The organism is Stenotrophomonas aracearum, assembly GCF_031834615.1.
Taxonomy (GTDB): domain Bacteria; phylum Pseudomonadota; class Gammaproteobacteria; order Xanthomonadales; family Xanthomonadaceae; genus Stenotrophomonas; species Stenotrophomonas aracearum.
In genome coordinates this window covers 2,825,762-2,846,041 of sequence record NZ_CP115543.1, presented here as the reverse complement: position 1 = coordinate 2,846,041, position 20,280 = coordinate 2,825,762, and the positions used below count along the sequence as shown (strand labels likewise).

The 20,280-nt window shown below is 65.1% G+C and carries 25 protein-coding genes and 1 pseudogene; 13 read left to right on the top strand and 13 right to left on the bottom strand.

Annotation, left to right across the window (positions count from 1 at the left end):
* Window positions 1-26 precede the first annotated feature (26 nt).
* The gene (locus tag PDM28_RS12975; protein WP_311182349.1) at window positions 27-917 is read left to right on the top strand and encodes a tetratricopeptide repeat protein; all 891 of its coding nucleotides are present in this window, start codon (window positions 27-29) and stop codon (window positions 915-917) included.
* Complete coding sequence (locus PDM28_RS12970; protein ID WP_311182348.1) at window positions 901-1,347, top strand: hypothetical protein; 447 nt, start codon at window positions 901-903, stop codon at window positions 1,345-1,347. The genes PDM28_RS12975 and PDM28_RS12970 overlap by 17 nt, the downstream gene beginning before the upstream one ends.
* Window positions 1,348-1,422: 75 nt before the next feature.
* Here PDM28_RS12970 and PDM28_RS12965 read toward each other — a convergent pair whose 3' ends face one another.
* Window positions 1,423-1,905, bottom strand: coding sequence for a hypothetical protein (locus PDM28_RS12965; RefSeq protein ID WP_311182347.1), 483 nt, complete (start codon window positions 1,903-1,905; stop codon window positions 1,423-1,425).
* A 248-nt stretch (window positions 1,906-2,153) separates the two neighbouring features.
* On the opposite strand from PDM28_RS12965, the pseudogene PDM28_RS12960 reads away from it, so the two are divergent.
* The 4 genes and pseudogenes from PDM28_RS12960 to PDM28_RS12945 form a co-directional block, all read left to right on the top strand.
* Window positions 2,154-2,576: pseudogene (locus PDM28_RS12960) on the top strand (GNAT family N-acetyltransferase); the annotation flags it as partial.
* Window positions 2,577-2,663: 87 nt separating this feature from the next.
* On the top strand, window positions 2,664-3,671 hold the full coding sequence (locus PDM28_RS12955; protein WP_102945001.1) for an HWE histidine kinase domain-containing protein: 1,008 nt from the start codon (window positions 2,664-2,666) through the stop codon (window positions 3,669-3,671).
* Window positions 3,668-4,060 carry a response regulator gene (locus tag PDM28_RS12950; RefSeq protein ID WP_311182346.1) on the top strand — a complete coding sequence of 131 codons (393 nt, stop codon included), beginning with the start codon at window positions 3,668-3,670 and terminating at the stop codon, window positions 4,058-4,060. Before PDM28_RS12955 ends, PDM28_RS12950 begins: the two co-directional genes overlap by 4 nt.
* A gap of 434 nt (window positions 4,061-4,494) precedes the next feature.
* On the top strand, window positions 4,495-4,668 hold the full coding sequence (locus tag PDM28_RS12945) for a DUF1328 domain-containing protein (protein ID WP_070207834.1): 174 nt from the start codon (window positions 4,495-4,497) through the stop codon (window positions 4,666-4,668).
* Between the two features lie 78 nt (window positions 4,669-4,746).
* Here PDM28_RS12945 and PDM28_RS12940 read toward each other — a convergent pair whose 3' ends face one another.
* The 6 genes from PDM28_RS12940 to PDM28_RS12920 all read right to left on the bottom strand — a co-directional run bounded on the left by PDM28_RS12940 (window position 4,747) and on the right by PDM28_RS12920 (window position 7,750).
* The gene (locus tag PDM28_RS12940) at window positions 4,747-5,133 is read right to left on the bottom strand and encodes a type II toxin-antitoxin system HicB family antitoxin (RefSeq protein ID WP_102945002.1); all 387 of its coding nucleotides are present in this window, start codon (window positions 5,131-5,133) and stop codon (window positions 4,747-4,749) included.
* Window positions 5,133-5,294 (bottom strand): type II toxin-antitoxin system HicA family toxin, encoded by a 162-nt coding sequence (locus tag PDM28_RS19310; protein ID WP_253256665.1) that lies wholly within the window; start codon window positions 5,292-5,294, stop codon window positions 5,133-5,135. The genes PDM28_RS12940 and PDM28_RS19310 overlap by 1 nt, the downstream gene beginning before the upstream one ends.
* A gap of 140 nt (window positions 5,295-5,434) precedes the next feature.
* On the bottom strand, window positions 5,435-6,193 hold the full coding sequence (locus PDM28_RS12935) for a transporter (RefSeq protein ID WP_311182345.1): 759 nt from the start codon (window positions 6,191-6,193) through the stop codon (window positions 5,435-5,437).
* Window positions 6,194-6,281: 88 nt separating this feature from the next.
* On the bottom strand, window positions 6,282-6,704 hold the full coding sequence (locus PDM28_RS12930) for a hypothetical protein (RefSeq protein WP_311182344.1): 423 nt from the start codon (window positions 6,702-6,704) through the stop codon (window positions 6,282-6,284).
* Window positions 6,705-6,737: 33 nt separating this feature from the next.
* Entirely contained in the window at window positions 6,738-6,971 is a 234-nt protein-coding gene (locus PDM28_RS12925; protein ID WP_311182343.1) for a hypothetical protein, read from the bottom strand.
* A gap of 2 nt (window positions 6,972-6,973) precedes the next feature.
* Window positions 6,974-7,750 carry a MipA/OmpV family protein gene (locus PDM28_RS12920; protein ID WP_311182342.1) on the bottom strand — a complete coding sequence of 259 codons (777 nt, stop codon included), beginning with the start codon at window positions 7,748-7,750 and terminating at the stop codon, window positions 6,974-6,976.
* A gap of 114 nt (window positions 7,751-7,864) precedes the next feature.
* Between PDM28_RS12920 and PDM28_RS12915 the strand changes: the two genes are divergently transcribed.
* From PDM28_RS12915 to PDM28_RS12890, 6 genes are all read left to right on the top strand, one after another.
* A complete protein-coding gene (locus PDM28_RS12915) occupies window positions 7,865-8,539 on the top strand; it encodes a response regulator transcription factor (RefSeq protein WP_311182340.1) in 675 nt (224 codons plus the stop codon).
* Window positions 8,536-9,873 (top strand): sensor histidine kinase, encoded by a 1,338-nt coding sequence (locus tag PDM28_RS12910; protein ID WP_311182339.1) that lies wholly within the window; start codon window positions 8,536-8,538, stop codon window positions 9,871-9,873. The genes PDM28_RS12915 and PDM28_RS12910 overlap by 4 nt, the downstream gene beginning before the upstream one ends.
* A gap of 75 nt (window positions 9,874-9,948) precedes the next feature.
* Window positions 9,949-10,656 (top strand): hypothetical protein, encoded by a 708-nt coding sequence (locus tag PDM28_RS12905; protein ID WP_311182338.1) that lies wholly within the window; start codon window positions 9,949-9,951, stop codon window positions 10,654-10,656.
* A gap of 25 nt (window positions 10,657-10,681) precedes the next feature.
* Window positions 10,682-11,746: a linear amide C-N hydrolase gene (locus PDM28_RS12900; protein ID WP_311182337.1), complete on the top strand. Its 1,065-nt coding sequence runs from the start codon at window positions 10,682-10,684 to the stop codon at window positions 11,744-11,746.
* Window positions 11,747-11,899: 153 nt separating this feature from the next.
* Window positions 11,900-12,100, top strand: a complete 201-nt coding sequence (locus tag PDM28_RS12895; protein WP_102944566.1) for a hypothetical protein — start codon at window positions 11,900-11,902, stop codon at window positions 12,098-12,100.
* Window positions 12,101-12,220: 120 nt separating this feature from the next.
* Window positions 12,221-12,769: a DUF3011 domain-containing protein gene (locus tag PDM28_RS12890; protein ID WP_311182336.1), complete on the top strand. Its 549-nt coding sequence runs from the start codon at window positions 12,221-12,223 to the stop codon at window positions 12,767-12,769.
* A gap of 3 nt (window positions 12,770-12,772) precedes the next feature.
* On the opposite strand, the gene dxs is transcribed toward PDM28_RS12890, so the two are convergent.
* The 6 genes from dxs to PDM28_RS12860 all read right to left on the bottom strand — a co-directional run bounded on the left by dxs (window position 12,773) and on the right by PDM28_RS12860 (window position 19,538).
* Window positions 12,773-14,665, bottom strand: a complete 1,893-nt coding sequence (dxs, locus tag PDM28_RS12885) for a 1-deoxy-D-xylulose-5-phosphate synthase (protein WP_311182335.1) — start codon at window positions 14,663-14,665, stop codon at window positions 12,773-12,775.
* A gap of 115 nt (window positions 14,666-14,780) precedes the next feature.
* The gene (locus PDM28_RS12880) at window positions 14,781-15,440 is read right to left on the bottom strand and encodes an HNH endonuclease (RefSeq protein ID WP_311182334.1); all 660 of its coding nucleotides are present in this window, start codon (window positions 15,438-15,440) and stop codon (window positions 14,781-14,783) included.
* A 201-nt stretch (window positions 15,441-15,641) separates the two neighbouring features.
* Window positions 15,642-17,432 carry an acyl-CoA dehydrogenase C-terminal domain-containing protein gene (locus PDM28_RS12875; RefSeq protein ID WP_311182333.1) on the bottom strand — a complete coding sequence of 597 codons (1,791 nt, stop codon included), beginning with the start codon at window positions 17,430-17,432 and terminating at the stop codon, window positions 15,642-15,644.
* 36 nt (window positions 17,433-17,468) lie between these two features.
* Complete coding sequence (locus PDM28_RS12870; protein ID WP_070209387.1) at window positions 17,469-17,954, bottom strand: LEA/WHy family protein; 486 nt, start codon at window positions 17,952-17,954, stop codon at window positions 17,469-17,471.
* 250 nt (window positions 17,955-18,204) lie between these two features.
* On the bottom strand, window positions 18,205-18,744 hold the full coding sequence (locus tag PDM28_RS12865) for a lipocalin family protein (protein ID WP_311182332.1): 540 nt from the start codon (window positions 18,742-18,744) through the stop codon (window positions 18,205-18,207).
* 326 nt (window positions 18,745-19,070) lie between these two features.
* Complete coding sequence (locus PDM28_RS12860; RefSeq protein ID WP_311182331.1) at window positions 19,071-19,538, bottom strand: hypothetical protein; 468 nt, start codon at window positions 19,536-19,538, stop codon at window positions 19,071-19,073.
* 347 nt (window positions 19,539-19,885) lie between these two features.
* Between PDM28_RS12860 and PDM28_RS12855 the strand changes: the two genes are divergently transcribed.
* Window positions 19,886-20,182: a hypothetical protein gene (locus PDM28_RS12855; RefSeq protein ID WP_311182330.1), complete on the top strand. Its 297-nt coding sequence runs from the start codon at window positions 19,886-19,888 to the stop codon at window positions 20,180-20,182.
* The last annotated feature ends 98 nt before the right edge of the window (window positions 20,183-20,280 follow it).

Below are 20,280 nucleotides of genomic sequence, written 5' to 3'. Positions count from 1 at the left end.
CGCCCCCGTTAACTGGCCGTACGATCATGGCTATTAATGCCGCTTACGACACGATCTTCAATGAGACCTTGGGCGATGCGTTCGAGGCTTTGAAGACCGGCGCCAACGACTCCGTTACCGTGCGCAGGCTGCAGAAGCGCAGTGACGAGCTTGCGTCGGGCGACGCCTCAAGTGCATGGGACCTGCGTGCCTATGCCTGTGCCGTCACCGATGCGTTCGACGCCGCAGACGAGCACTTTGCTCGAGCGCTTCGACTTTCGCCAAACAACCCCAACCTTGTTGTGCGCTGGTTGGCGATGCTGTGCGTGACAGGGCAGGTAACCAAGGTGAAAGCGACATTCCTGGCGCTTCGCGGCCAGCTGGAGGGTCACGCTTCTGCACTGCGCGCAACTGCAAGTTTGTTGGGTTACGTCGGACTTCTACTCGACGCCTACCAGGTTCGTGAGAAGTTGGCGTCCTCCGGTGGTTTGCTCCGAAGCGACGCTCCGGAAGCCGACGTTGCTATGGCCTCCGTCGAAGTGCGACAGGCGGGGGCAAACGTTGAAGGCGATGGAGCGGATGACCCGTTGCCCTGCAGTTCCTACACGGCTACTGCGGAGGACGCGAAGGTGCTGCAGACGGCTTACGGGTTGGCAGACGACGCCTGGTCCGAGCCCATAGGGTGTGCGATCAGATACCTGCGGCAGCGGCGTCTGAAGGTCATTGCAGTAAAGTCTTCCTTCGTTCCCAACGAGTCCGGTCCGGCTACGCTGCACTTCCAGGTGTTGATCCATGCTCCCCCCAGTGTCAGCAGCGCCGCGGAGTGGGATTTTCTGGATGATCTGGTAGCTGCCGACTACCCGGCTGCGAGCTCCTGGGCCGTCAGTGTCGCCTTCGTTCCGACGCTGGCGGAGGTGAGAAATGGCGATATCGCCTGAGCATCTTCGTGATTTTGCGAAGAGGCATGCCAGCGAGCATTCCGACGAGGTCACGCTCCGGGCAGCGTCCAGTCGGTCGTACTATGCGGCATTTCATGTCCTGCATTCATTCGCCGCCCAGCTTCCAAGGTCACGCAAATGCCCAGCCGGGGTAACGCACGTATCGCACACCGAACTTTTCGAACGTCTGAGCGAGTGGCGCACCGAAAGCAATGGGGTGGATCTAAGCGCTCTTGTTCCGTTGAAGAAGAAGATGTTGACCGCATTGGCTACTGCCAGGACCGATAGGGTGCGCGCGGACTACAACATGGGCGCCGAGGTCGGACTGCAGGAAGTCTCGCACCAGATCGATCGTGTCCGGAAGATCATTGATGCGGCTATCAAGATCAACAACGAGGCCGGCCGCCTGAGGCGCGTGGGGCCGCGCTGACGCAGGTTGGCCCGGTCATCGACTGAAGGCCCCATTAGGGGCCTTCTTCATAGGTGCGTACTCACGGGGGAGTTGCTAATGGGCGGGAGCGGGTGCGCCCGATCCTGACGGCGGCGGTGCAAGCGGTGCTATCGGCACCTCTTCCAGATCCACGAGCGAGATCAGCGCAAGCAGGTTCTTGATGCTCATGTCTTCGACGTTGCCAGGGCATCGCTCGATTACATCGATGAGTGCAAGCAGCTCGACAATGCGCAGGTCGTAGATGCGCAGCAGTTTGCGGATTGCGCGGAACACCTCGTGCCTTGAAGGGTCGTTGGCACCGATCAGGCGGTGCACCTGCGTTCCCGGCTTCGCCGTGGCATCGCAGCGCGTCGATGAGATCGCCTTCAGTATCTCGCCCATCGTCAGCTGATCTGATGTACGGATATCGGTTCGGAGCTTGGACTCGAGCGTGACCCAGGCGGGGCTGCCCCAGTCCAAGGTCTCGGCAATGGCATTGAAGTAGTAGGTGAGGTCAACGGTGACGCGCGACGGCGCGGCGAAGGGATCGATGTGCATGAAAGACGTCCTCAATAGAAGTAAGTTCGGGCGCCTCCCCATGTACTTGGATAGGCGCTGCTGCTCCTTTGATTCGGGACGCCAATCCCGGTCGCCGATTAACTGGCTGTCAATCAAGCCTGTCTTGAAAGGCACTGTTTCAGGTACCGAAGGCCATGCACCGCTGGTAACCGGCGCCTACCGCCCGCCACCCCGTTACCATTTCCCTGTCGGTTCCAGACCGGAACCCAAGGATCAGGCGCAGGCGGATGGCGACAAGGAGAGTGCGGGCTGTCGATCTGGAGCAGGCCAGTGCGGTGTGCATGGCCTCCTTCATGGAGGCAGTTGCGCCGTCGCTGGGCCCGGAGGGTATCGCCACCTTTGCCGGGATCGTCTCGGTCGACGGGTTTGCCGGGCGGCTGTCCGATGAGAACGACATGTTCGTGTACGAGGCCGACGGCCAAGTGGTCGGCGTGGCCGAGCTGATGGGCGGACAGCACGTGGCCACCTTGTTCGTGGCCCCGGGCTGGCAGGGGCAGGGGATTGGCCGGGCGCTTATGGACGCGCTGCTGGATTGCGCGCGGGCGGAAGTGGTTACGGTGCGGGCGTCGCTGACCGCCGTGGCCGCCTATCAGCGTTACGGTTTTGTCGTGTCCGGACCGGTCGGCGAGTACGCCGGTCTGGTTTACCAGCCCATGCAGAAACCATTATCTGGGCGTGATCCGGGCTTCACGGCGGCGGCCCTATGCTCGGCCGAAATTCACAGGGTTCAAGCCGTGTTGCAGGAGCAGGAAGAAGACACCCCCAAGTGGCGCATCTATGAGGCCCTGCTGCAGGCTACGCCCGATCTTTCATACGTATTCGATCTGGATCACCGCTTCATCTACGCCAACAAGGCGCTGCTCAGCATGTGGGGCATGACCTGGGATGAGGCGATGGGCAAGACCTGCCTGGAGATCGGATACGAGCCCTGGCATGCGGCCATGCATGATGCCGAAATCGACCGGGTGATCGCGACGAAGCAGCCCATCCGCGGTGATGTGCCGTTTCCGCACGCTACCGAGGGCGTGCGGATCTACGACTACATTTTCACTCCGGTGATCGGGCCGGACGGGGAGGTGGAGGCGATTGCAGGCAGTACCCGTGACGTAACCGAGCGCAAGCGTCACGAGCAGCACCTGCAGCTGCTCATCAACGAGCTCAATCACCGGGTAAAGAATTCGCTGGCGATGGTGCAGTCCATCGCACGGCAGACCTTCCGCAACGCGCAGGACGTGGCCGAGGCCAGCGAGAAGGTTGAGCAGCGTCTGATGGCGCTGGCCGCGGCGCATGATGTGCTGACCCGCGAAAACTGGCACAGCGCCGACATCGTGGAGCTGATACAGGCTACCGCGACGGTGCACGCCGACGACCGCGACCAGCGCTTTGATATCAAGGGCGAACCCTGCAGGCTGGAACCGCGTCGCGCGCTGGCTTTGGCGATGGCGCTGCATGAGCTTGGCACCAACGCGGTGAAGTACGGAGCGCTGTCCGGGGCGGAAGGACGGGTGTCGCTGCAATGGGACAAGCACAAGGTTGCCGGCCGCGACATGATCGAGCTGGTCTGGCAGGAGAGCGGAGGACCGCCGGTGCAATCGCCGAGCCAGCGGGGCTTCGGTTCGCGGCTGCTTGAACAGGGCCTCAAGCACGACCTGGGCGGCAAGGTGGAACTGGACTTCGATCCGGATGGCCTGCGCTACCGGGTGCTGTTCCCACCGTTGGACGACGACATGCGGGTACACCCTTGAACGGGCGCGTGCTGGTGGTCGAAGACGAGTCGATGGTCGCGATGATGGTCCAGGACTATCTGGTCGACGAGGGCTACGAGGTGGTGGCCTTGGCTGGCACGCTGGACGATGCGTTGAGCGCGGCTGAGCAGTGCAGCTTCGATGTGGCCTTGCTGGACGTGAACCTGGCAGGTACGCCGTCATTCCCGGTTGCCGACCTGCTCGAAGCACGTGGCATTCCCTACATGTTCCTAACCGGCTATGGGCCGGACAGTCTTCCGGAGCGCCTTAAAGGACGCTACGGCCTGCAGAAGCCGTTCAAGATGCGCGAGCTGCGCAGGGAAATCGAGAGGGTGACAAATCCACCCGGCGGGACAGCGCCCGGCGCCGACGGTACGTCGCTGCGCTGAGGCAGCGGCGGTTGCGCGATCAGCTGACCGCGCGGATCACTTCTTCAATCAGCACGACGTAACAGGCCGCGAAGTAGACCTTGAGCAATGCCGGGTGCTGCTTGGTGACGAATGCGCGCATGACGGTGTTGGCCGTTGTGGGACGTCATCATTGTGACCATGCGGTGAAATTGAGGCAACGATCACACATTCAGTGCTGTGATGAGAGGTTGCGTGAGCGAGCTTTTAAATCAACCACTTGCGTGTTAAGTCGTGGAGCCGGCTGATACCGTTCGTCGGAAAATTCCTACAAGCGCTCCTGAATACGTAGCGAGGGCCGTTCAGACTCGGTAGGGCCTTCACACGCTGCCCGCGTCTCATTCACCCATGCGGCACAGGCGGATCGATAGCGTGGAGGCCTGTCAGTCATCCCGCACTCCGGGCAAAGGAACATCATGATCAAGTGGGCCATCATCTTCGCCATCATCGGCCTCATTGCCGGCGCGCTCGGCTTTGCCGGCATCGGCGGCGCCGCCATCGGCGTGGCCAAGTTCCTGTTCTGGGCAGGCATCATCATCGCCGTCGTGCTGTTCCTGCTGGGCATGACGGTCGCCAAGAAGGTGACCTGACCGCAAGGTCGCAGCGTGTAGAACCGCAAAAGCCTGCGCAGCGATGCGCAGGCTTTTTGTTGTGGTGACGCCTGCGCGCTAATGGCTCAATTCGTGTTCGGCGGCCAGTGCAAGGAAGGCAGAGCGCGACATGCGCCTCGCCGCTGCGGCCTGGTCGATCTTTCCAACCAGATACTCAGGAAGGCTGATGTTGAGGCGTACGGCCCGAGTGTTGACCTTGGACAGGTCTACATCGACGAGCATCCAGAATCCATCCTGATACTGCGGTTGGTTGAGATGAACGCTGAGAGGCGAGGGCATCGGCGGCGCCTTCGTCTCGCCGTCGTACATCAGTTCCACCGCCTCTTGAACCATGCGGGGCAGCTGCTCCAGCTCATCGGCAGCAGAGTGGACGCCGGGCAGGTCCGGGACAATTGCGCCGTAGGCACTGTCCTCCTGCTGATGAACATAGACGGGGTAAAGCATCAGGTTCTCCATCCGGCTTGCCGCAGAATGCTGTTGACGGTTCCTGGGGGCAGGTCCTTCTTTGGATGCGGAAGAATCACTGTTCTCGCCCCCTTTCGCAGCTTGTGGTGGCTTCCGCGCACCGAAACGACTTCGAAGCCATCCGCCCGCAATCGCTTCATGAGTTCGTTGCTGTCCATCCGCACAGGAACGCACGCGGACGGCGATGTGTCTACACAATCTTACACAACAATTTCGACAAATCCATTAGTTTTGTCTATCGGGTCGTATTTGGCCCTGCGGATGGGGGGAGCCGCGTCACTCACTCAAAATAGAACGACACCCCCAGCCCGGCCTGTAGATCCGCGCTGTTGCGGTCCAGGCCGAGGTCGAAGGAGGCGTCCAGCTGGACGCGGCGGGCGGGCATCCAGGTTAGGCCGGCGCCGGCCACCGAGGTGGAGGGTTCGCCGTCGGTGTGGGTGAATCCGGCTTCGATGTAGGCGCTGACGTTGTCGCTTACGGCCAGGCTGAGGCTGGGCGACCACTCGAAGGCGTCTTCGCCGGCGCCACGGGTGGCGTTGCCGTAGAGCGCGCCGGTCCAGCGGTCGTTGAAGGTGTACTCGTAGCTGGCGCCGAGCTGGTACTGGGTGCCGCCTTCGCTGAAATCACGCGAACCAGTATCGAAACTGCTGCTGGCCAGCAGCGCGACGGCATGGCGCTCGGAATCGAGCGGCAGGGCGAACTTGAGCGCCAGGCCCGCGTCGCCCGCGCCGCGCGTGGTGGTCGAAGGTGCGTTGCGCGGCGCTTCGCGCAGGCGATTCCAGGGGCTGCCGAAGGCCTGCAGTTCGAAGTTCGCGCCCAATCCCACGCGCAACCGCAGATCAGTGCCGTACTCCGTGGTGCGCGTTCCGGCATCGTCGCGGTCGCGCTCGTAAGCGGGCAGGCCCAGCTCAAGGGCGACGCCACCGGCGGGCAGCACCGACGCCGCAAAGCCCAGCCCCGGCCGGTCGAAGGCCGGCGTTTGGTCGTCTTCCTGCTGCGCCCATGCAGGCGCCGCAAACGCCACCAGCATCAGACCCATCCATGCTCGCATTGCCACACCCACGCTGAGGAAACAGGAGCAGCCTAGCGATGCGGTGGCAACGCGCCGTGAGGGTGCATCGCAGGCGTCAGAGCGGCCGGGTCAGGGCCAGCAGGCCTTCCAGCAGGCGCGCCGCGCGCGGCTGCCCGTCGTCGTCGATCGGACATGCCATCGACTGCAGCCAGAACCCGTGCGCTGCGCGTCGTGCAGCGGTGAGGCGATGGTCGTCGCCTTCGCCCGGGTGCAGCTGCAACTGCGCGTGGATCCATTGCTTCAGCGCCTGCGCCACTTCAGGGTCGGGTCGTCCGCGCGGCGTGCCCGCGCCCGGGTCCGGCGGCAACAGGCAGGCGCGGAACATCGCGGTGACGTACGCGCGGGAAAAACGCCCGTAGGCATCGGGATCCTGCGCAATCAGGGCCTGCACCGCGCGGTCGAACTCGATCAGTGAGCTGGCCAGCGCCGGTACATCGGCCGGTTCGGTGGTGCTGATCAGGGGGAAGGGACGGCTCATGCGGGCTCCGGGGGAGGGGCAGGTTAGCGGCGATCAGCGCGCCACCGTTGCGTGCGGAAGGTGCGATGGCGGCGGCCCGGACTGTTCCAGCAGGCTGCGCAGCAGGTCCACCACGCGCTCGCCCTGGCCATTGCAGGCGAGCTCGAAGGTGGTGTGCCCGCCGAGTGCTGCCAGCGGGGTGTGCACGATCCAGTGCAGCACGCGGCTGCGGTCGGGTTCGATCTGCAGCGCGAGCGTGGCGACGCGACGGACGATGCCGGTGCGCATGCTCAGAACCCGTAGCTCAGCGCCAGCAGCGCACTGTCCATGTGGTCGCCCACGGTCATCGGGCTGTCCTTCACCGCATCGGACAGCAGGGTGCGGCGCAGCGATGCCGTTGCGGTCCAATGCGGGCCCAGCGGCATTACCGCGCTCAGGTCCATGTACGGCGAAACGCCGCTGCCGGCGCTGTAGGCCGCCAGCCCACTGCGCTGTGCTTCCACTGCGCTCACGCCGAAGTAGTAGTCATTGAGGTCGCTGCTGGCGTACTGCGCGCCCACGCCGGGCACCAGCACGAGGCGGCCGGTGGGGATGGGGTAGGTGTACTTGGCGTCGGCGGCAAATCCGCCGCCGTGGCCGCTGACCTCGGCCTGCACATTGCCCTGCAGCACGCCCCACGGTGCGGTGTGGCGCACGGCGACGCCGGCCATGGCCGACATGCTTCGGTTGGAGAGCTGGCGCATCTGCGGATCGTTGGTATCGTTGCGCTTGAAGCGCATGAAGTAGGGCGAGGCCAGCAGCGAGACTTCGGTCTGTTCGGTGCTGATCAGTTTGTAGCCCAAGCTGCCGCCACGGAAGTGGAACCGCTCGCCTTCCCAGTTGATCACCGGCACCGGCAGCACGTCGGTGTCGTAGCCGGCGTAGGGCGACTTCTGCGCGACCACCGCAAGGCCCACGCTGCTGCGTGGCTTGGCCCCGGGAGCGGCCTGGGCGAGTACGCTGCCGCTGGCCAGCAACCCGACCAGGACAAGGCCTGCCGCTGCTGTCTTCCGTGATCCGCTGTGCATGGGTAACGCTCCTAGGCGACGATCAAACCGCCATGATGTCCCCCGGACATTGTGGGAACGTTGCGCCGCCGGGCGCGGTACCATCGGCGGCCTCTGCCCCCGCCTGCACCGCCCATGCGCATCCTGTTGCTCGAAGACGACCCCGAACTGGCCGGTGCCATCCAGGCCAGCCTGGGCCGCCACGGCATGGTGGTGGACCTGGTGGTGTCGATGGCGCAGGCGTCCGAGGCGCTCAAGGCCGGGGTGCACCAGGTGCTGCTGCTGGACCGCCAGCTGCCCGACGGTGACGGGGCCAATTTCGTGCGGGTGGCGCGCAGCCACGTGCCCAACCTGCCGGTGATCATGCTGACCGCGCGCGATTCGGTGGCCGACCGCGTGGTCGGTCTGGATGTAGGCGCCGACGATTACCTGACCAAGCCGTTCGCAGTGGAAGAGCTGCTGGCGCGGATCCGCGCGATCTCGCGGCGGCCAGCGCAGATCACCCTGCCGATGCTCACGCTGGGCCGGTTGCAGTTCGATTTCGTGGCGCGCGAAGCGCGCGTGGGCGGTGCGTTGCTGGCATTGCCGCGCAGGCAGTTGCTGGTGCTCGAAGCGCTGGCCCTTCGCCAGGGGCGCACGGTGGCGCGCGCGGCGCTGCAGGAAGCGGTGTACGGCTTCGACGACGACATCCAGTCCAACGCGTTGGACGCGCACGTCTCGAAGCTGCGCCGCGCGCTGGCCGATGCCGATGCGCAGGTGGAGATCCATGTGATGCGCGGCATCGGCTACCTGCTGAAGGAAACCGCATGAAGTTCCTCAAACCCGGCTCGCTGTCTTTCAGCCTTGCGTGGAAGATCTGCCTGATCCAGGTGGCGATGGTGCTGATCGCACTGACCGGCATTGCACTGGTCTATGGCGACCGCAGCACCGCCTACGTGGACTGGAAGACCAGCGAAGCGGTGGCCGATGCGATCCGGCTGCAGGGCAGTAGACTGCAGGTGGATTGGGCGGCAGTGGACGCGGCGGCGCCGGACCGCCCGGCAACCTTCTGGTTTGCCGCCGCCGACGAGCAGGGCCATCGCCTCGAACACGGCACGGTCCCGGCGGTGTATCGCCCACTGGCCGACCAGCTGGCGCATGTGGAACCCACCGACGTGCGCACCCGCAGCCGCGGGCTGGAGCTGGCAATGCGCGTGTGGGTGTCCGACCACGAAGAAGGGCGCCTGCACGTGATGGTGGGCGGGCTGCCGCAGCGCGGCTTCTGGCGGCAGTTGCTGGTAGTGATCGGCTACCTCGGTGGCTGGATCACGCTGCCGCTGATCGTGATTACCCTGGTAGTGGCGCCGTGGGCGATCCACCGCTCGCTGCGCGGGGTGAACCGGGTCGCTGCGCAGGCTGCGGCGATCCAGATCACCGAACGCGGGCGTGGCCTCGACACGCACGCGGTGCCGCGCGAGATCGTGCCGCTGGTGGACGCGTTCAATGCCGCGGTGCGCCGCATTGGTGAAAGCTACGACGCGCAGGACCGCTTCCTGGTCGGCGCGGCGCACGAGCTGCGCATGCCGATCGCGATCCTCGCAACGCGCATTGCCGACCTGCCACCCGGGCAGGTGCGCGCACGCCTGCAGCGCGACCTGGGCCGGTTGAGCAACATCGCCGAGCAGCTGCTTGACCTGCAGCGGCTGGACCATCACCGCAGCCAGCACCAGCGGGTCGACCTGGCCGCACTCACGCGTGAGGTGGCCGGCGACGTGGCGCCGCTGCTGATCGACGCCGGTTACGCATTCGAGGTGGATGCACCGGATGCGGAGGTGTGGGTGCGCGGCGATCCGGACGCATTGCACCGCGTGATCAGCGGGCTGCTGCAGAATGCCATCGCGCATGGCGGTGGCAGCGGAACGGTGATGGTGGAACTGCAGCCCACCGGTCTGTTGTCGGTCAGCGACGAAGGCGATGGCGTGCCCGAACAGGCACGGCAGTCGATCTTCGAGCCATTCCACCGGCTGCGGCCCAGTGGCAGCGGCAGCGGCCTGGGCCTGTACCTGGCGCGCGAGATCCTGTTGCGTCATGGCGGCAGCATCGTGGCCGAAGAGGCCGCGGGCGGTGGCGCGCGCTTTGTGATGTCGCTGCCGGTAGAGCGCTAAGCGCACCGGTTCACCATGCCATCACCGTGATTGCGGTGTGATGGGGTTGAACACCCCTCCACTCCAGGATCGGATATGCGCGGTTGGTGGTTGTCGTGCCTGTTGTTGCCGTGCACTGCGTTCGCACAGGACGACTGGCAGCTCAGCGTGGTGCCCTACGTTTGGGGTGCCAGCGTGAAGGCAGACGTGAATGCGCCACCGCTGGCGCCGGTGACGGTGCACAAGTCCTTCAGCGACACCTTCGAGCATCTGGACATGGCGGCGATGGCGATCATCGATGCGCGCCATGGACGCTGGGGAATACTTTCGGATTTCACCTGGGTCGATACCAGCGAAGACGCCGTGGTGCCGCGTGTTGGGCTGCCTGCGACGCTCGAAACGCGTGTTGCCACAGCCGCCCTGATGGGGCACTACCGCTTCATCGACGAAACCCGCTGGGGCATGGATGTCATCGGCGGTGCGCGCTACTGGCACCTGCGCGGCAAGGTGGATGTGCCGGCGTTGGGCCGCGGGGTCGATATTTCCCGCAACTGGGTGGACCCGGTGCTCGGCGTGCGGCTGGGTTGGACGTTGAGCGACCGGCAGGGCATTACGGTGTGGGCGCTCGGTAGCGCCAGCGATGCGGTGCGCTGGGACCTGATGGCCAGCTACGGCGTGCGCGTCACCGACCACGCCTGGCTGCGGCTGGGTTACCGCTATCTCGCGATGCGCCAGGTAAACCGCTATCTCGATTTCGACGCTGCGATGGCCGGCCCCGGGCTCGGCCTGGAGTGGCGCTTCTAGGTTCTCCTGCACACGAGGTGTTGCCATGCGTTTTCCGCTGTCGTTGCGCCCCACGTTGTTGGCCGTTGCACTGACCCTGGTTGCCGCCCAGGCCGATGCCTGCACCCGGGTGGTGTACCTGGGGGCCAACGACGATGTCATTACCGCACGTTCCATGGACTGGAAGGAGGACGTTGCAACGAACCTGTGGGTGTTCCCGCAGGGCATGAAGCGGACCGGGCAGGCCGGGCCGAAGTCGATCGAATGGACGTCGAAATACGGCAGCGTGATCGCCAGCGGTTACGACATTTCCACTACCGATGGGCTCAATGAAAAGGGGCTGGCCGCCAACGTGCTGTGGCTGGTGGAGTCGCAGTATCCGCAGCACGGCAACGGCAAGCCCGGACTGGCCATTTCGCTGTGGGCGCAGTACGTGCTGGACAACTTCGCCAGCGTGGCCGAAGCGGTCAAGGCGTTGGAGGGCGAGCCGTACACATTGGTGACGGACAAACTGCCTGGCGAAGACCGCACTGCCACGTTGCACCTTTCGCTGTCCGATGCCAGTGGTGATAGCGCCATCATCGAATACATCGGCGGCAAGCAGGTGATCCACCATGACCGCAAATACCAGGTCATGACCAACTCGCCGGTGTTCGACCAGCAGCTGGCGTTGAATGCGTATTGGCAGCAGATCGGCGGCACGGTGATGTTGCCGGGTACCAACCGCGCGTCGGACCGGTTTACCCGCGCCAAGTTCTATATCAACGCGATTCCCAAGAGCGAGGATCCGCGCGTGGCGCTGGCCAGCGTGTTCAGCGTGATCCGCAATGCGTCGGTGCCGTTCGGGATCACCACGCCGGATGAGCCCAATATTTCCTCCACGCGCTGGCGAACCGTGGCCGACCATAAGCGGAAACTGTATTTCTTCGAATCCGCGCTGACCCCGAATACCTTCTGGGTGGACCTCAACAAGGTCGATTTCAGCGCGGCCACCGGTCAGGTCCTGAAACTGGATCTGGGCCCTGACCAGCGCAATGTGTTCGCCGGCGATGCCCTGGCCCAGTTCAAACCCTCCAGGCCATTCAACTTTCTGGGGACTGGCGGGCAATAAATTCAGATTAATCCGATAGTCCGGCAGGCAGTCCGCACGTATCTTTTCTCCAGCGTCGGGAAGGAACCCACGCCACGCAAGATCCCCCGCGCGGACCCTGCCCAGCAGCAGGCCGCGCCTTGCCCCCGCAGGAAGCCAACCGAGGCCGCTCCCATGATGATCAAAGTGCAACACCAGGACCACCAATGGCAGGTCGTCCAGCCTGATGCTGCGCCGGTCCCCTTTGAAAGTGGCGCAGTCGCCTTCGATTTCGCCAACGACCTGGCCCGCGCCCACCATGCCGAAACCGGCGACAGCAGCGCGGTACGGGTGGAAGTGGGCGAGGCGTTCGTGGACGCCGTTCAGTACGACTGAGTTTCAGCTCCGCGTCGGCTTGTTGAATCGCGCCTGAAATAACCCCTTCCGGCCTATAGGCGAAGTGCGGAATTTCGCTGATCCTGTGCCTATTCATCCACCGGCACGAGGAACACCGCAATGAAGCAGACAACGCAGATCGGAATGTGGGCCCTGCTGCCGGCAGCCCTGATGGCCTTGGCCGGCAGCGCGCAGGCGCAGCGCTACGACGACCGCTACGACGACCGCTACAACGACGGCCCGGTGCGTTGCGAGTCGATCAAGAACCGTACCCAGCAATGCCCGATCGATGGCCGTGCGCGCCTGGTGCGCCAGCTGTCCGGGTCGCCCTGTATCGAGGGCGACACCTGGGGCCAGGCCCGTAACGGCGTGTGGGTGACCCGCGGTTGCCGCGCCGAGTTCATTGCCGAGCGCGGCCGTCCCTCGCATGGGGGCGGCTGGGGTAACAATGGCAACAATGGCGGCGGCTGGGGCGGCGGGCGCGGCCAGATCATCAGCTGCGATTCCAACGACCAGCGCATGCGCCGCTGCAACGTGAGCGTGCGCCGCGACGTGCGGCTGGTGCGCCAGACTTCACGTACGGCCTGCGTTGAAGGCCGTACGTGGGGTCATGATCGCGATGGGGTGTGGGTGAACGGTGGGTGCCGGGCGGAGTTTGAAATCCGGTAACCGTTACGCGGCTTGCGTTGCCACCTTCGGCCACCGCTTCAACACCGCCGCCCGGATGCCGGCCGCGTCGATCCCGGCTTCGGCCAGCAGGTCTTCGCGGCTGGCGTGGTGTTGGAAGCTGTCGGGCAGGCCCAGGTGCAGGAACGGGCGCAGCACGTCTTCGGCGTTGAGCAGTTCAGCCACGCCGGAACCAGCGCCGCCGGCCACCACGTTGTCTTCGATGGTCACGAAGCCCTGGTGGGTCTTGGCCAGCTCCAGCAGCAGCGTGCGATCCAGCGGCTTGATGAAGCGCATGTTGACCACGGTCAGCCCCAGCTCGCGGCCCACGGCCTCGGCCGCCGGTACGGTGCTGCCGAAGGCCAGCAACGCAATGCGGCTGCCCTGCACACGCAGGTCGGCCTTGCCGATCTCCAGCGTGGACAGGTCCGTGCCGGCGTCCACGCCGGTCCCGCTGCCGCGCGGGTAACGCACCGCAGCCGGACCCTCGTACTGCAGGCCGGTGCTGAGCATCTGGCGGCACTCGGCCTCGTCGGACGGGGCCATCACCACCATGTTCGGCACGCAGCGTAGGAAGCTCAGGTCCAGGTTGCCGGCGTGGGTGGCGCCGTCCGGGCCGACCACGCCGGCGCGGTCGATCGCGAACAGCACGTCGAGCTTCTGCACCGCCACGTCATGCACCAGCTGGTCGTAGGCGCGCTGCAGGAAGGTGGAGTAGATCGCCACTACCGGCTTGGCGCCCTGGGTGGCCATGCCGGCGGCCAGGGTCACCGCGTGCTGCTCGGCGATGGCCACGTCGAAGTAGCGCTCCGGGTATTCCTTGCTGAAACGCACCAGGCCCGAGCCTTCGCGCATGGCCGGGGTGATGCCCAGCAGGCGCGGTTCGGCGGCGGCGGCATCGCACAGCCAATCGCTGAACACGTCGGTGTAGGTGGGCTTCTTGGCGCCGCCCTTGGAAACAAGGCCCTTGTCCGGGTCGAACGGGCCGACCGCGTGGTAGCCGATCTGGTCGCCTTCGGCGCGCTCGTAGCCCTTGCCCTTGGTGGTCATCACGTGCAGCAGCTTCAGGCCCTTCAGGCCCTTGAGCGTCTTCAGCGTGGCCACCAGCGCGGGTACGTCATGGCCGTCGATCGGGCCGGTGTAGTGGAAGCCCATTTCCTCGAAGAAGGTGGAGGGCACGAACATGCCTTTCCAGTGTTCTTCCCAGCGCTTGACGAAGCGCGCCGACGGCGACTTCTTCTTGTCGCCCAGGATCTTCTTGCCGCCCTCGCGCAGTGCGTTGAGGGTGCGGCTGCCGGTGGCGCGGCCCAGGATCTTGGTCAGCCCGCCGACCGCCTCGGAGATCGACATGTTGTTGTCGTTGAGGATCACCAGCAGGTTCGGCTCGTTGTCCATGCCGCCGGCGTGGTTGAGTGCCTCATAGGCCATCCCGGCGGTCATCGCGCCGTCGCCGATCACCGCCACCACGCGGCGGTCGTCGCCCTCGCGCTGGCGCGCGATGGCCATGCCGAGCGCGGCCGAGATCGAGGTGGAGGAATGGCCGACCCCGAAGGTGTCGTACTCGCTTTCCTCGCGCTTGGGGAACGGCGCCACGCCGTCCTTCTGCTTGACGGTGTGGATCTGGTCGCGGCGGCCGGTGAGGATCTTGTGCGGGTAGGTCTGGTGGCCCACGTCCCAGATCAGCTGGTCGACCGGGGTCTGGTACAGGTAGTGCAGGGCCACGGTGAGCTCGATCACGCCCAGCCCGGCGCCGAAATGGCCGCCACTCTTGCCGACCGACTCGATCAGGTAGGCACGCAGTTCATCTGCGATGGCGGGCAGTTCGGATTCATCGAACCTGCGCAGGTCATCCGGGTTCTGGATGCGCGACAGGCGGGGATAGCGTGCGGAATCGATCATGTTTTTCGCGCTTCTTCTCAAGCGCCTATTTTCGCCCCCAAAGCGGGGTGGGGCAAGCAAACCGCTGTGCCGGTGAGCAGACAGTGAGGGTGCCCTGCGACAAGTGGTCGCAGGGTCAGGCGGCGAGCTTGGAGCGCTTGGGCAGCTGCGCCTTCAGGAAGGCCGTCTGGTCGGCCAGGATGTTGCGGTTGGACAGGATCATGTGTTCGATCCAGCTGGGCCGGTACGGCACCGCCAGCAGGGGCATGCCGGCCTGCTGCGGGGTGCGGTCGCTCTTGCGCGAGTTGCAGTGGAAGCAGGCGCTGACCACGTTTTCCCAGACGTCCAGGCCGCCCTTGGACAGCGGCATGACGTGGTCGCGGGTCAGCTGCGGGCGGTGGAACTGCTGGCCGCAGTACATGCACAGGTGCGCGTCGCGCGCGAACAGGGCCTGGTTGGACAGGTTCGGGGTAGGGTCGATGGCGCGCGAGCGGGCATGGCCGCGCGCGGCGATGATCGGGTGCAGGTCGATCCCGCTCTGCAGGCCGGTCAGGCGGTTGATGCCACCGTGGATATGCAGGCAGGGGTCGCCCAGGGTCCAGGAGACCGCGTCGCGCGAGTAGAGGCAGGCGGCGTCCTGCCAGGTGATCCAGTCGAGGACGCGGCCATGGGCGTCCAGGGACAGCAATCGGACGCTGCCGGGCCGATGCAGCGTGGCGATCGGCGATACCTCGGCGACCGGGGCTGGCGAGGCTCCGGTATCGATCAGACCTAAGCGTGTAGTGTCTGTCTCCATCGGGAAAACAGCTTATACCGGATTGGTTACGGTTTGGGTATAGGCGCGTCGCGCCTGTACCCAAACCGTATCCAATCCAGTCTGGGGCATACCTTCCATACCCCGCGCCTGTCGGCGCCCCTCGCCCCGGTAGCGCCGCCCGTAGGGCGGCCCAGGCAGGCCCGTCACCACTCGAGGCAACGGACCTGTGTGCGCAACGGATTACTCCCCGAAACGCACGTCCTCCATCGCCATCAGCGACTCCGCGCCGGCCTGGATGGCGGCGGCGTGGCTCAGGGTGCGCGGCAGCATCCGCGCGAAATAGAACCGTGCGGTTTCGCGCTTGGCCTGCTTGAACGCTTCACTCTGCGCCGATTCCTCGGCGGCGGCGACGCTGCGGGCCCACCAGTAGGCCAGGACCACGTAGCCGGAATAGAACAGGTAATCGAAGCTGGCCGCGCCCAGTTCGTCCGGGTTGGCCGCCGCGCGCTGCAGGGTGGCCAGGGTCAGCTTGCCCCACTCGTCGGCCTTGGCGCGCAGCGGGGCGATGAACTCGGCCAGCGCGGCGTTGCCTTCGTTGGCCTTGGCGAAGGCTTCGATCTCGGCCAGCATCAGCTTCAGGCCGGCGCCCTGGCTGGCGGCGGTCTTGCGGCCGATCAGGTCCAGCGCCTGGATGCCGGTGGTGCCTTCATACAGGGTGGTGATGCGCGCATCGCGGGCCAGCTGCTCCATGCCGTGCTCACGGATGTAGCCGTGGCCACCGAAGCACTGCAGCGCGTTGTAGGTGTTCTCGATGCCCCATTCGGTCTGGCAGGCCTTGGAGATCGGGGTGAGGAAGCTCACCAAAGTCTCGGCGCGCTCGCGCTCGGCGGGGTCTTCGGCGTGGTGGGCCACGTCGATCAGGGTAGCCGCGTGCAGGGCCAGCAGGCGGCTGCCCTCGATCAGCGACTTGATCGACAGCAGCATGCGGCGCACGTCCGGGTGGACCAGGATCGGGTCGGCCGGCTTGTCCGGGTTCTTCGGGCCGCTCAGCGAACGCGACTGCAGGCGCTCACGCGCGTACTTCAGCGCGTTCTGGTAGGCACGCTCGCTCAGGCCGATGCCCTGCAGGCCCACGCCCAGGCGCGCGGTGTTCATCATCGTAAACATCGCCTGCAGGCCCTTGTGCGGCTGGCCGACCAAGTAGCCTTCGGCGCCGTCGAAGTTCATCACGCAGGTGACCGAACCCTTGATGCCCATCTTGTGTTCGATGGAACCGCAGCGCAGCGCATTGCGCTCGCCGACGTTGCCTTCGCGGTCGACCTTGAACTTCGGGGTGACGAACAGCGAAATGCCCTTGGCACCGGCCGGGGCGTCGGGCAGCTTGGCCAGCACCAGGTGCACGATGTTGTCGGTGAGGTCGTGCTCGCCGGCGGTGATGAAGATCTTGGTGCCGGTGATGGCGTAGCTGCCGTCGGCATTGGGTTCGGCCTTGGTCTTGAGCAGGCCCAGGTCGGTGCCGCAATGCGGTTCGGTCAGGCACATGGTGCCGGTCCAGCGGCCTTCGATCAGCGGCTTGAGGAAGGCGTCCTGCTGCCAGGCTTCGCCATGCTGCTTGAGCGCTTCAATGGCGCCGTGCGAGAGCAGCGGGAAGTTGCCCCAGGCCAGGTTGGCGGCGTTGATCATTTCGTTGAGCGGCACGCCCAGCGTGTGCGGCAGGCCCTGGCCGCCCAGTTCCGGCGCGGCGGTCAGGCCGGTCCAGCCACCGTCGACGAACTGGGTGTAGGCCTGCTTGAAGCCGGGCGGGGTGGTCACTTCGCCGCTGGCCTGGTCGAGCACGCAGCCGATCTCGTCGCCCACGCTGTTGAGCGGCGCCAACACGCTGCCGCTGAAGCGGCCTGCTTCTTCCAGCACCGCGTCGACCACGTCGGGGGTGGCGTCGGCGAAACCCAGGCGGGCGAACAGCGACTCCACCTTCAGCACGTCGTTCAGGGCAAAGCGGATATCGGAAAGCGGGGCGGTGTAGCTGCTCATCGTCAGGTCTCGATCAGATGCAAATAGATGGGGAAATCAGCGCAGCACGCCGGGCAGGCCGGGGGCCTGGTTGAGGGTGCTGCGGTTGTCGATATCGAAGCTGCGCTGCTTCTTTTCCTGCGGGGTGGCGGCAACGGTGCCCTTGAGCGAATAGGCCAGGGTACGGTTGCCGGCCAGCGCGTCGGCGACCACGATGCGCGCGGCCGAGGTCGGCTGCAGTTCAACGTTGATGACGTCGGCCGAAACGCCGCCGATGGAGATCGCCGGGCGTGCGCTCACCTTGCCGGCGTCCTGGTCGCCCACCTGCATCTGCAGGTCCACGCTGTCGAAGGTCATCGGCATGGAGCTGAAGTTCTGCAGGCGCAGGGCCAGGGTCCAGTTGCCATTGGCGCCCACGGTGAGCTGCTGCACGCTGGCCGCCGGCGGCGACACGCGCTTGACGTTGGTGCTGCAGGCGGCCAGGCCAACGGCGATGCCGGCCAGCAGGGCCACGGTGAGGGCGGGGCGGAGGCGATGGAACATGGGTGAAAGTCCTCTTGCAGGTGTGAGCATACTACGGCGTATGGTGGTTGTGCAGATGTGCCCGAGGGCGTCCATGAATGGTAGAGCCACGCCGCGCCCCATGACCGACGGGCGCCATATTGATGAACGCGTCGCCACGCGCCATAAGTCTGCCGCGTCAGCACTGGAAATGATTCATTGCGTGGCTGAATGCCCGAGGTGGCACAAACCGCTTGGCAGCCACGCAGGGCGTGGCTCTACCGCCCTGGGGTTACTCCACAGGCGCCATCACCTTCAGCGGCCCCAGGTCATACCCCATGGCTTCGGCCTTGGCCTTCAGGCTGGCAAACAGCGTGGCATCCATGCTCGGCGAGCGCGAAAGGATCCAGAGGTACTTGCGGTCCGGATCGCCTACGACCGCCCACTGGTAGTCCGGATCCAGCGCAATCACCCAGTAGTCCGCCCAGACTAACGGCACCCAGGCCAGCCAGTCGGGGACGAAGCGCACCTGCAGCTGGCCGGGTTCGCCCTCCACCGGGCGCGCCACGCCTTCGGCGGCGATGCGTTCACCGTCGCCGGTGCGGCAGGCGTTGTGCACGCTGATCCGGCCATCGCCCCGCAGCGCGTAGGTCGCGGTGATGTCGCCCACGCACTTCTTCTGGAACGACACCGGCAGGTGCGCGATCTCATGCCATTGCCCGGCGTAGCGTCCCATGTCCAGCGTCGGCACCGAACGCACTGGCTCCGCTGCATGGGCGGTGAGACAGGACAGCAGCAGGCCGGCGGCAAGCAGGGCAGGGCGAAGGCGCATGAACGGGTCTCCCGACAGGAGGCCCGAGCTTAGGGGGCGGCGTGAAAGCGGATGTAAAGGTTTCGTCAGCCGTGGGCCCATGGCATTGCGCGATCTCGGAACTGCCGGAATGACGTGTCCAGATATACGGGCGTTACGTAACAATTCGTAGGTCCGGCCGCTGGCCGGACACCGCGCGCAGCGCGGCCCGAAATTCCGAAGCCCGGTATGCCATCCGTCGCGGTCAGCGTCCGGGTGTGCAGCCAGAACGAAGTCGTGTTTCAGGGATCATGGACGCCTGCAGCAAAAGCCGCCGGGCAGAGCCCGGCGCTACGAGACGTCTGACCTCAGGGCGCGAAACGCACCTGGCGCGGGTCGTTGATCTTGACCTGGGTCTGGAAGTAGTACTTCCCGGTGGGCTTCCCGTCGGTGGTGAAGTCGATCCGCGCGCGGTGTGCCGTACCCGTCACCAGCAGCCGCCGGTTGACCAAGCGCTCCAAAGGCATGCCCAGCTGCTTCTGCAGTGCTTCGCGCTGTGCAGCGTCCAGCGACACGTTCAACGCGAGCTGGTGGCGATAGTCGCGCTCGCTGTTGAGGTACAGGCGGTGCTCGGTGACGTCGGTGTTCTTGACGGTAAACACGAAGGTGCCGCTGATGCCGCGCTGCGGATCTTCGTTGGCTGCGAACACGGCCTCGGCTGGGGTGATCCAACCTGGCACCATCGTCGCAACCGGCGACTTCGGTGCGGTCATCGCCGTCTGGTGCGCGCAACCGGCGGTGAGGAGAAGCAACGGCAGAAGTGCAACAGCTCGCATGAGACATCCTTGTTCAATGACGGGGGCCGTAGTGTGCCTGCCACGGGTTGCACTGCCAATACCGTGACGCTCGCAGCGTCCCTCATTGACTGAGTCAATCGAATCGCCGTGTTCGAGTATTTCTCCATATGATTGCAAATGGAGTGAAAAAGGAACATTTCTGCAGGCCCAACTGCTTCTGCAATGCTTCGCGCTACACGGCGTCCAAAGACACGTTGTAGGGGCGCACCGCTCGCGCCTACTCAGAGCCAGCTAAGGGTATTTCTACGTTCAACGCAGCAGCCTTCGATTACTCTGGGCTATCCAATGCCTCGAGGTAGTCGGCCCACGCCGTCTTGAGCCAAACCATGAGAAAACTCTGCGTCGCGGTCTATGTGCTGCTGGGTGCTCTTTTCTGGCTATGGTTCTCCTTGGCAATCGGCGGATACCTTCTCTACATGTTGGTGGGCCCTGAATTCGTCTGGTGGGCTTGGGGCGCCTTCGGCCTTCTGTCAGCTTGCATCGCGGGATACATGGCAAATCGCCTCTGGGCGCGCGCGTCCCGCCGGCAGCGCTCATGGATGTTGGGCGTGGGAGCAGTCGCCTTCGCGGTACTAGGTGTGGTTCTTCCTGCATGGAACCTTGCCTTGATGTTGAAGGGGTGAGGCACGGGCCAGATACAGGAGCCGGGTGTAACCGCGACCGAAGACATCTGTCAGATTTCATGACGATCGAACGAAGAGCGGCCTGGCAGAGCCTGGCG

Bases quoted from the DNA above. Each gene is read 5' to 3' on its own strand.
- PDM28_RS12935 (WP_311182345.1), bottom strand. From the start codon at position 6,193: ATGGGTCTGATGCTGGTGGCGTTTGCGGCGCCTGCATGGGCGCAGCAG.
- PDM28_RS12900 (WP_311182337.1), top strand. From the start codon at position 10,682: ATGCGTTTTCCGCTGTCGTTGCGCCCCACGTTGTTGGCCGTTGCACTG.
- PDM28_RS12915 (WP_311182340.1), top strand. From the start codon at position 7,865: ATGCGCATCCTGTTGCTCGAAGACGACCCCGAACTGGCCGGTGCCATC.
- PDM28_RS12890 (WP_311182336.1), top strand. From the start codon at position 12,221: ATGAAGCAGACAACGCAGATCGGAATGTGGGCCCTGCTGCCGGCAGCC.
- PDM28_RS12910 (WP_311182339.1), top strand. From the start codon at position 8,536: ATGAAGTTCCTCAAACCCGGCTCGCTGTCTTTCAGCCTTGCGTGGAAG.
- PDM28_RS12940 (WP_102945002.1), bottom strand. From the start codon at position 5,133: ATGCTTTACCCCGTCTATGTTCATCAGCAGGAGGACAGTGCCTACGGC.
- PDM28_RS12895 (WP_102944566.1), top strand. From the start codon at position 11,900: ATGATGATCAAAGTGCAACACCAGGACCACCAATGGCAGGTCGTCCAG.
- PDM28_RS12870 (WP_070209387.1), bottom strand. From the start codon at position 17,954: ATGTTCCATCGCCTCCGCCCCGCCCTCACCGTGGCCCTGCTGGCCGGC.
- PDM28_RS12925 (WP_311182343.1), bottom strand. From the start codon at position 6,971: ATGCGCACCGGCATCGTCCGTCGCGTCGCCACGCTCGCGCTGCAGATC.
- PDM28_RS12965 (WP_311182347.1), bottom strand. From the start codon at position 1,905: ATGCACATCGATCCCTTCGCCGCGCCGTCGCGCGTCACCGTTGACCTC.
- PDM28_RS12855 (WP_311182330.1), top strand. From the start codon at position 19,886: ATGAGAAAACTCTGCGTCGCGGTCTATGTGCTGCTGGGTGCTCTTTTC.
- PDM28_RS19310 (WP_253256665.1), bottom strand. From the start codon at position 5,294: ATGAAGCGATTGCGGGCGGATGGCTTCGAAGTCGTTTCGGTGCGCGGA.
- PDM28_RS12970 (WP_311182348.1), top strand. From the start codon at position 901: ATGGCGATATCGCCTGAGCATCTTCGTGATTTTGCGAAGAGGCATGCC.
- PDM28_RS12975 (WP_311182349.1), top strand. From the start codon at position 27: ATGGCTATTAATGCCGCTTACGACACGATCTTCAATGAGACCTTGGGC.
- PDM28_RS12905 (WP_311182338.1), top strand. From the start codon at position 9,949: ATGCGCGGTTGGTGGTTGTCGTGCCTGTTGTTGCCGTGCACTGCGTTC.
- PDM28_RS12865 (WP_311182332.1), bottom strand. From the start codon at position 18,744: ATGCGCCTTCGCCCTGCCCTGCTTGCCGCCGGCCTGCTGCTGTCCTGT.
- PDM28_RS12880 (WP_311182334.1), bottom strand. From the start codon at position 15,440: ATGGAGACAGACACTACACGCTTAGGTCTGATCGATACCGGAGCCTCG.
- PDM28_RS12875 (WP_311182333.1), bottom strand. From the start codon at position 17,432: ATGAGCAGCTACACCGCCCCGCTTTCCGATATCCGCTTTGCCCTGAAC.
- PDM28_RS12930 (WP_311182344.1), bottom strand. From the start codon at position 6,704: ATGAGCCGTCCCTTCCCCCTGATCAGCACCACCGAACCGGCCGATGTA.
- PDM28_RS12860 (WP_311182331.1), bottom strand. From the start codon at position 19,538: ATGCGAGCTGTTGCACTTCTGCCGTTGCTTCTCCTCACCGCCGGTTGC.
- PDM28_RS12920 (WP_311182342.1), bottom strand. From the start codon at position 7,750: ATGCACAGCGGATCACGGAAGACAGCAGCGGCAGGCCTTGTCCTGGTC.
- PDM28_RS12945 (WP_070207834.1), top strand. From the start codon at position 4,495: ATGATCAAGTGGGCCATCATCTTCGCCATCATCGGCCTCATTGCCGGC.
- dxs (WP_311182335.1), bottom strand. From the start codon at position 14,665: ATGATCGATTCCGCACGCTATCCCCGCCTGTCGCGCATCCAGAACCCG.